Origin of the sequence: Hymenobacter plasmatis, assembly GCF_020711255.1 — a bacterium.
In the GTDB taxonomy this organism is placed as follows: domain Bacteria; phylum Bacteroidota; class Bacteroidia; order Cytophagales; family Hymenobacteraceae; genus Hymenobacter.
The window spans coordinates 1-9,175 of the sequence record NZ_JAJFAW010000049.1; the positions used below are offsets into that span (position 1 = coordinate 1).

At 58.8% G+C, this 9,175-nt stretch carries 7 protein-coding genes; all 7 read right to left on the reverse strand.

All coding sequences use genetic code 11. From position 1 onward, the window contains the following. Positions 1-222 precede the first annotated feature (222 nt). The 7 genes from LJ738_RS20935 to ilvA all read right to left on the reverse strand — a co-directional run bounded on the left by LJ738_RS20935 (position 223) and on the right by ilvA (position 9,081). On the reverse strand, positions 223-828 hold the full coding sequence (locus tag LJ738_RS20935; RefSeq protein WP_227788306.1) for an urease accessory protein: 606 nt from the start codon (positions 826-828) through the stop codon (positions 223-225). Positions 829-1,054: 226 nt separating this feature from the next. Further along, positions 1,055-2,089, reverse strand: coding sequence for an aspartate--ammonia ligase (gene asnA / locus LJ738_RS20940; RefSeq protein WP_227788307.1), 1,035 nt, complete (start codon positions 2,087-2,089; stop codon positions 1,055-1,057). Positions 2,090-2,841: 752 nt separating this feature from the next. Further along, positions 2,842-3,963, reverse strand: coding sequence for a 3-isopropylmalate dehydrogenase (gene leuB, locus LJ738_RS20945; protein ID WP_227788308.1), 1,122 nt, complete (start codon positions 3,961-3,963; stop codon positions 2,842-2,844). Beyond that, positions 3,951-4,547: a 3-isopropylmalate dehydratase small subunit gene (gene leuD / locus LJ738_RS20950; RefSeq protein WP_227788309.1), complete on the reverse strand. Its 597-nt coding sequence runs from the start codon at positions 4,545-4,547 to the stop codon at positions 3,951-3,953. The genes leuB and leuD overlap by 13 nt, the downstream gene beginning before the upstream one ends. Positions 4,548-4,747: 200 nt before the next feature. Beyond that, positions 4,748-6,145, reverse strand: coding sequence for a 3-isopropylmalate dehydratase large subunit (gene leuC / locus LJ738_RS20955; RefSeq protein ID WP_227788312.1), 1,398 nt, complete (start codon positions 6,143-6,145; stop codon positions 4,748-4,750). 203 nt (positions 6,146-6,348) lie between these two features. Beyond that, complete coding sequence (locus LJ738_RS20960) at positions 6,349-7,515, reverse strand: 2-isopropylmalate synthase (RefSeq protein ID WP_227788310.1); 1,167 nt, start codon at positions 7,513-7,515, stop codon at positions 6,349-6,351. 297 nt (positions 7,516-7,812) lie between these two features. After that, positions 7,813-9,081: a threonine ammonia-lyase IlvA gene (ilvA, locus tag LJ738_RS20965; RefSeq protein WP_227788311.1), complete on the reverse strand. Its 1,269-nt coding sequence runs from the start codon at positions 9,079-9,081 to the stop codon at positions 7,813-7,815. Positions 9,082-9,175: the final 94 nt, after the last annotated feature.

The following is a 9,175-nucleotide window of genomic DNA, read 5'->3' on the forward strand; positions in this document are numbered from 1 at the left end:
GTCTTTGGGGGAGAGGTGCATAAGTAGAGGGCAGTAGGGAACGTCATGCAGAGCGGAGCATATTCCGGCTTCGCTGCAAATCGTTTGTCATGCAGAGCGCAGCGAAGCATGTTCTCACGGCACAACGATTCGTTCTGCGGTGAGAAGATGCTTCGCTGCGCTCTGCATGACAAGAGGCGCGGACATGTGGCTACACGGCGCTCAGTATAACGGGCTTTACGCTCACCACTTCACGTTCTCATAAATCATCCGTCCGCCGTAGAGGATGCAGATGACCGACGACAGCGTGATGGCGCTGAATTGCAGCGAGCGGTTGATGCGCATGCGCTTCGTGAATGGGATGCTGCACAACCCCGCCACGATGAACATGCCCAGAATGGAGCCCACGCCGAAAATAAACAGATACAAAATGCCCAAAGTGGGCTTGCGGATTTCGCTCATCACCAGCAGCACCAAGGCACCGCTGCCGGCCAAGCCGTGCAGCAAGCCCACCGTGTATGCCAACCGGTGCGGGTATCGCGTGGGCTTTAGGCTAATGGGCCGCTTCCAACCAAGAAGCCTGCTAATGCCCATGGCCACAAGCATCAGCCCAACAACGGCCTCAAAGTAGCTCGATTGCAAGAAAGTGGCCCGGCTCAGCAGGATAACCGAACCGACAACGACCAGCATGGTGGTGTGCCCAAGGCCCCAGTAAACTCCATCGCGCAACGCAAGACCAAGCGTATCGCGGCGCGAAATCAGGTTGCCGACCGCCAATAGATGGTCCGGCTCGAAAGCATGGCCTGTTCCGGCAATAAAAGCAAAGAAGATTGGAAGCAGACTCTCCATTGAAAGGCAGTAGTAGCGAAAGATATACACAAACTCACCTACTGCCCTTCTTTAATCAGGCATTCTCTAAAATTACCGAATTCAAAAATCAGCTCAACTTAGCACCCGGCACTTAGCTGCTTTTGGCATCAGCCGTTTCTCTGGTAGCGCAAAAAAGGGTTGGTCCACCTTTCGGTAGCCCAACCCTTTTGCAGCTCAACTTATGGCTCAATTAATCTGCCAGCGGCTACAGCAGCCCCACGCCGGCTTCGGCCAGCTCGCTCCGCACTGCTTCGGGCCAGATGCTGACCTGCACCTCGCCGATGTGGGCTTTGCGCAGCAAAAACATGCACACCCGCGACTGCCCAATGCCGCCACCGATGCTCTGCGGCAGATGGTCGGCCAGCAGCAGGCTGTGGAAATGCAGGCTTTGGCGCTCGGGGCAGCCGCGCATTTCCAGCTGGCGGGCCAGGGCCACCTTGTCGACCCGAATGCCCATCGAAGACACTTCGAACGACGTTTCCAGCACCGGGTTCCAGAGCAGAATGTCGCCGTTCAGGCCGCGGTGGCCGTCTTCGTTCGGGGTGCTCCAGTCGTCGTAGTCAGGGGCACGGCCGTCGTGGATTTCGCCATGGCTCAACGCCCCGCCGATGCCCATCAGGAACACGGCGCCGTACTCGCGGGCGGCTTCGTGCTCGCGCTGCTTGGGCGTGAGGTCCGGGTAGCGCAGCAGCAGGTCTTCGGCGTGCACAAAGGTGATGCTCGGCGGCAGCGTGGGCGCAATGCCAAACTGCTCGCTCACCTGCTGCTCGGTGGTTTTCAGGGCTGCGTAGATAGTTTCCACGGTCTCCTTCAGGAAGGCGATGGTGCGCTGCTCGGGCAGGATGTGCTTTTCCCAGTCCCACTGGTCCACGTAGATGGAGTGGATGGGGCTGTAGTCTTCGTCGGGGCGCAGGGCGCGCATGTCGGTGAGCAGGCCTCTGCCGACGGGTATGCCCAACTCGCGCAGGCGCAGGCGCTTCCATTTGGCCAGCGAGTGCACCACCACGGCACGCTGCTCGTCCAGGGCCTTAATGGGGAAGCCCACGGGCCGCTCCACCCCGTTCAAATCGTCGTTGATGCCGGTACCATCTAGCACCACGATGGGAGCCGATACTTTCACCAGATGGAGCTGACGGGCCAGTTCTTTCGCAAAGGTTTCCTTCACGAACGTAATGGCCTCTTCGGTTTCGAGCAGGTCGGCCGCGGCGGGCCAGGCGGTGGGGGAAGAAACAGTTTTCATGGTTGAGAAATGGGGTTGGAGGATTAAAGAATTCATTAATTGAAATGATAGATGCTTGAGTTTGGGCAATAAGCGGCCACCTCCGCGGTGGGGAGTTTTTTTTAATTCCGCAAATGCGCCTCAGTGGGCTGGGAAGGCCAAAAAAAAAGCCTTCCGAATTAAGGAGGGCTTTTCAAATTGAAAAATTGTTCTTAGGTTTTTACTTCTGAACAATAGCCTCCCTGTCTCGGAATAAATTATTATTCGAGTTATTATTGAAGGTATTGTTGCTGCGGAAGGACATAGTCGGTGTTGTTTGTCTTAGCGAAGGCAATTTGGGAGCAATTAATTTAAGAAGCAAGAATTATTTTCTAATTCTTGCTCAATTAGTATTTGAATAATTAATTGACTGGAATACTGTATTGAGCCTGTAATGACAAGTCTAATAAGTAGTTAATCAATCGACACTGAGCTAATCAGGACTTCATCAAGAAGGCTATTTGAACGTCATGCTGGTACAACGTCATGCAGCGCGCAGCGAAGCATCTTTACCTAATAACTAAACCAATCGGCTGTCATGCAGAGCGCAGCGAAGCATCTTATCAGGTTAGCACGACTCGTTCAACTGTGATAAGATGCTTCCTTCGTCAGCATGACAAGAGGCGCGGGCAAGATGCTTCGCTGCACGCTGCATGACAAGAGGCGTGAGCGAGATGCTTCGTAACGCTCTGCATGACGTTCTAACTGTCTGCACGAACGATAAAAGGCTTTCCTCAAATAATTGTGATTCTGCCGCAGGCAACGTTGCTGCGGTGCAGATGGCAGTCCATCAAATCCAGTACGCCGTAGGCGATGAAGCTGCCGACTTGCTCGGTGGTGTACGCCGTGCTGACGTTAAGTTCGGGGGTTAACACCTGGTCGTTTAGCGCATTTTCTACGGCGTCGCGCACGGCGCGGGCTTCTTCGGGCAGGCCGAAATGGTCGAGCATCATCGCAGCTGAGAGGATGGCGGCAATGGGGTTGGCAATGCCTTTGCCCTTGGCCTGCGGGTAGGAGCCGTGAATGGGCTCGAACAGCGCGGCCCCGTCGCCTACGGAAGCGGAGGGCAGCATCCCCAGCGAGCCCGCAATCACCGAGGCTTCGTCGGAGAGGATATCGCCGAACATGTTCTCGGTCAGAATCACGTCGAACTGCCGCGGGTTGAGGATGAGCTGCATGGCCGCGTTGTCGACAAACAAGTAATCGACGGCCACCTCCGGATATTCTGGCGCGATGCTTTGGATGACTTCGCGCCAGAGCCGTGAGGTTTCCAGCACGTTGGCTTTGTCTACCAGCGTCAGCTTTTGGCGGCGGCCCTGGGCCGCCCGGAAGGCGCGGTGGGCAATGCGCGCAATTTCGTCGCGGTTGTAGGTGCAGTTGTCGTAGGCAGTACCATCGGCGGTGCGGCCTTTTTCGCCGAAGTACACGCCCCCGGTCAGCTCCCGGAAAATCACCATGTCGGTGCCGGCAATGCGGTCGGGCCGCAGTGGCGAAAAGTCCAGCAGCTGCGAATACGCCGTGACGGGGCGGATATTGGCGTACAGGCCCAGGCTTTTGCGCAGGGCAAGCAGTCCCTGCTCGGGCCGCACTTTGGCCGTGGGGTCGTTGTCGTACTTCGGGTCGCCGATGGCGCCGAGCAGCACGGCGTCGGCCTGGTGGCAGGCCTCGAGCGTGGCATCGGGCAGCGGGCAGCCGGTGGCATCGATGGCGCAGGCGCCCATCAGCCGGTAGTCGAAGGTGAAGTGGTGCCCAAACCGTTCGGCCACGGCCTTGAGCACGCGCACGGCCTCGCCGCACACTTCGGGGCCAATGCCATCGCCGGGCAATACCACAATGCGTTTACTTAAAAATTCCATGGGCGCTGTTGTTCGTAAGTAGTAATGGCGGCCTGCTGGCTGAGCAGGTAATCAATGTCGTCGTAGCCGTTTATCAGGCACTCTTTCTTGTAGGGGTCGAGGTCGAAGCCGATGCTTTCTTCCCACACGGGCACGGTGAGCGTCTGGGCGGGCAAGTCCACGACCAGCTGCGTGTTGGGGTAGTGCGTGACGCGCGCCACGAGGCGCTGCAGCACTTCTTCCGTCACCTGCAGCGGCAGCAGGCCGGTGTTCAGGGCATTGCCCCGAAAGATATCGGCGAAATAGCTGGAGATAACCACCTTAAACCCGGCATCATACAGCGCCCACGCGGCGTGCTCGCGGCTGGAGCCGCAGCCGAAGTTCTGGCCCGCCAGCAGTATCTGGCCGTGGTAGCGGGTATCGTTGAGCACAAAGCCGTGCTTGGGCTGGCCGTCGGAGGCGTAGCGCCAGTCGGCAAACAGATTGGCCCCAAAGCCTTCCCGCGTCGTCGATTTCAGAAACCGGGCCGGAATAATCTGGTCGGTATCAATGTTCTCCAGCGGCAGCGGAACTGCCGTCGAGTGCAGGGTCTGGAATTTGTCCATGGGAAGTGGTGGGGTCGTTAAGGGGCAGCGTGGCGTAGGCAGAAAACTGAAAAAGACCTTCGTGCTCGGCTTGGCGCAGCAGTTGGGCCGCGTAGCTAATCCAATCGATGGGGTTATTATCAGGATGAGGATTCTTGGAAAATAATAGCATATCGTTCTAATTTTTAGTTTTATATAACTTCACATACCGACTTTCTAATTTAATTCAAGTACTGCGTAATGTCGACAATCCGGCCTTCCACGGCCGTGATGGCGGCCACCAGCGGGCTGGCTAGCAGCGTGCGCGCTCCGGGCCCCTGCCGCCCCTCAAAGTTGCGGTTGGAGGTCGACACGCAGTAGGCGCCGGCGGGGATTTTGTCGTCGTTCATGGCCAGGCAGGCGCTGCAGCCGGGCTCGCGCAGCTCGAAGCCGGCCTGGGCTAAAATCTTGTCGAGGCCTTCGGCAATGGCCTGCTTCTCCACCGATTTGGAGCCGGGCACAATGATGGCCTCCACGTGGGCGGCCTTGTGCTTGCCCTGCACGTAGGCGGCCACGGCGCGCAGGTCTTCGATGCGCGAGTTGGTGCAGCTGCCGATAAAAACGTAATTGATTTCCTTGCCCAGCAGCGACTCGCCCGGCTGAAAGCCCATGTACTGGAGCGACTTGTCGAAGCTGGCGGCTTCGCCGGCCGGTACTTGAGGTGGAATGTGGCCGGTGAGGGCGATGCCCATGCCGGGGTTGGTGCCGTAGGTAATCATTGGCGCAATGTCCGCGGCGTCGAAGGTCAGCTCGGCTTCGAACTCCGCGTCATCGTCGGAATACAGGGTTTGCCAGTAGGCCAGGGCCTGCTCCCACCGCTCGCCCTGCGGCGCGTAGGGGCGGCCCTGCAGGTAGGCATACGTGGTGGCATCGGGCGCGATGAGGCCGCCGCGGGCGCCCATTTCGATGCTCATGTTGCAGACCGTCATGCGGCCTTCCATGCTCAGGGCGCGAATGGCGCTGCCCGCGTACTCCACAAAGTAGCCGGTGGCGCCGCCCGTGCCCAGTTGCGCGATGATGTGCAGAATCAGGTCTTTGGCCGTGACACCGGGCCGCAGCTCGCCGTCCACGGTGATGCGCATGCGCTTGGGCCGGCTCAAAAGCAGGCATTGGGTGGCCATTACCTGCGTTACCTGGCTGGTGCCAATGCCGAATGCAATGGCTCCAAACGCACCGTGCGTGGAGGTGTGGCTGTCGCCGCACACGATGGTCATGCCCGGCTGGGTGAGGCCCAGCTCCGGGCCGATGACGTGCACAATGCCCTGGTTTTCGTGCCCCAGCCCAAACAGCTCAACGCCGAAGCTGGCGCAGTTCTCGGTGAGCTTATCCACCTGCGAGCGCGAAATGGGGTCCTGAATGGGCAGGTGCTGGTTGCGGGTGGGCACGTTGTGGTCGGCCGTGGCCACTATCTGGGCCGGGCGCAGCAGCGGCAAGCCCCGCTCGCGCAGCTCATCAAACGCCTGCGGGCTCGTGACTTCGTGAATCAGGTGGCGGTCGATGTAAAACACCTCCAGCCCGCCCGGAATGGCTTTCACCACGTGTGACTCCCAGATTTTGTCGAATAAGGACTTGGCCATTATTGAAGGGTTTTTATAAGGACGGTCATGCTGAGTTGGTCGAAGCACTTTCCCTCAGTAATAATCCAATCGCCTGTCATGCTGACGCAGGAAGCATCTTATCACGACTGAACATTTCGTGCGAACGTGAGAAGATGTTTCGTGCCTCAGCATGACAAGAGGCGCGAGCGAGATGCTTCGACCAGCTCAGCATGACGTTCTTTTGGTTAGCCTGCATTTATCAATTGCTCTTGCTCTACCAGCGCGTGGAGGTCGTGGTCTACTACTTCCTTCTGGCGGTCGGCAAGCTGCAAAAACGAGGCGTAGGCCTTGTTGAGCGACTGCCGGTCGAAGTCGTAGCCGATTTTCTGGAGGCGGTAGGCCAGTGCCGCGCGGCCCGAGCGGGCCGTGAGCACAATCGAGGAATCGGCCATGCCCACGTCGCGCGGGTTCATGATTTCGTAGGTCTCGCGGTGCTTTATCACACCGTCCTGGTGGATGCCACTGGAGTGCGAAAACGCGTTGGCGCCCACCACGGCCTTGTTGGCCTGCACGGGCATGCTCATGAGGTGCGCCACCATGGCAGAGGTTTCGGCCAGCAGCGGCGTGGTGATGCCAGTATCGAGCTGCAGGTACGGGTGCTGGCGCAGTATCATCACCACTTCTTCCAGGGCGGTGTTGCCGGCTCGCTCCCCTACCCCGTTGATGGTGCACTCAATCTGGCGCGCGCCGTTCATGACGCCGGCAATGGAGTTGGCGGTGGCCAGGCCCAGGTCGTTGTGGCAGTGCGTGGAGAGCGTCACGGCGTGAATGCCCGTCACGTTTTCGACCAAGTACTTGATTTTGGCGCCGTACTCCTCGGGCAGGCAGTAGCCCGTGGTATCGGGAATATTGAGCACGGTGGCCCCGGCCTTGATGGCGGCCTCGCACACGCGGGCCAGGAAGACGTTGTCGGTCCGGCCGGCGTCTTCAGCGTAGAATTCCACGTCTTCCACAAAAGATTTTGCCAGCTTGACGGCGGCCACAGCGCGGGCCAGCACGTCCTCAGGGGTGCTGCACAGCTTGTAGCGAATATGCGAATCAGACGTGCCAATACCAGTGTGAATGCGCGGGTAACGCGCATATTTCAAGGCGTCGGCGGCCACGCGAATGTCGTTTTCCACGGCCCGCGACAAGCCGCAGACGGTGGCCTCGCGGGTTTGGGCTGCAATGGCACGCACGGCTTCAAAATCGCCCGGGCTCGACACCGGAAACCCCGCCTCTATTACGTCCACCCCTAGTAGCTCCAGCTGCCGGGCAATGACGAGTTTCTCGTCGCGGTTCAGCTTGCAGCCCGGCACTTGTTCGCCGTCGCGCAGGGTGGTGTCAAAGATTTGGATTTTCTGAATGGCCATGAGAATAGCGGCTTTAGGCGCTCAATACTGCCCGCAAGTACACCGCTCCGCTCCTGGCCGGAAAACCAATTTTTCAAGCGCTTACTATTTCTAAACCAGCAATAACTTGATGCTAACTACTTATTGTCAATAAGTTATCAAAACAATGCATACAATAGCTAATCGCGCAACTCCAGACTTTTTGTATTTGTAGGAACCCACCTTGGCGCGTTCGGCAGCCGCGCCGTCTGGTTTACCTGAACGTATGGCTTGCATTTAGCTCAATCGTTCAAAGATTGAACGCGCCAAGGCGCGTTCCTACACCAGCAGGCTCAGGAAATCGGGCTTGTCATTGAGGTATTCGTAGGCGAAGCCCTCGGCCAGCATGCGCGCCTGCATGCTGCCTACCTCGCCCGGCTGCTGCAGCTCAATTCCCACGAAAACGGGGCCTTTTTCCTTGTTATTCTTCTTGATGTACTGGAAGTGGATGATGTCGTCGTCGGGTTGCAGCACCCGGTTGACGAAACGGCGCAGGGCCCCCGGCCGCTGGTCGAACGTCACCATGAAATAGTGCTTCCGGCCCTGGTAGCGGGTGGCGCGCTCCTTGATGTCCTCCATCCGGGTGATGTCGTTGTTGCTGCCGCTGACCACGCACACCACGTTTTTGCCCTTTATCTGGTCGGCGTACTGGTGCAGGGCCGAGATGCAGAGCGTCCCGGCCGGCTCCAGCACAATGCCTTCCTCGTTGTACATCTTCAGCAAGTCGAGGCACACCTGGCCTTCGGGCACCAGCACCACGTCGTCGAGCAGCTCGCGGCACAACTCAAATGTGAGCTCGCCGGGGCATTTCACGGCCGCGCCATCCACGAAGCTCTCAATCTGGCCCAGAGCCTGCCGCTGCCCGGCCGCGATGGACCGCTGCATGGACGGCGCCCCCAGCGGCTGCACCCCTATCAGCTTGGTGTGCGGGCTCAGCTGGCGGAACACGCTGCCTACGCCCGAGGCCAGCCCCCCGCCCCCGATGGCCATAAAGCAATAGTCAATCGGCGCGGTTACCGCCTTCAGGATTTCCAGCCCCACGGTGGCCTGGCCCTCCACAATGGCCAGGTCGTCGAAAGGATGCACGAAGGTGCTGCCGCGTTCGTCGCAGAATTCCTTGGCGGTTTTAAACGTGTCGTCGAAGGTGCTGCCGGTCAGAATTACCTCCACCTGCTCCTTGCCGAACAAACGCACCTTGTCCACTTTCTGGGCCGGCGTTTGGGCCGGCATGAAAATGTAGCCTTTCAGCCCCAGTAGCTGGCAGGCGTAGGCCACGCCTTGGGCGTGGTTGCCGGCGCTGGCGCACACCACATTGCGCGCACCTTCTTCGGCAGTGAGCCCCGCCATTTTGTGGTAGGCACCCCGGATTTTGTAGGAGCGCACCACTTGCAGGTCTTCCCGCTTGAGGTATACGTTGGCCTCGTAAGTCCGTGAAAGGCCCAGGTTGAGGAGCAGTGGCGTTTTGGAGATAACGCCCTTGAGATTGCGGGCGGCCCGCGCCACGTTTTTGAGCGTGACAACGGGCGGAGCTGCGGTGGCGTTTTCCATAGAATTGGGCAATTGATTAGGGCGTGTGAACAGTTAATTTAGGGGAATGGAAACGCAGTATGTGTTGAGCGAGGCGCAGTGGTCGGTACTGGCG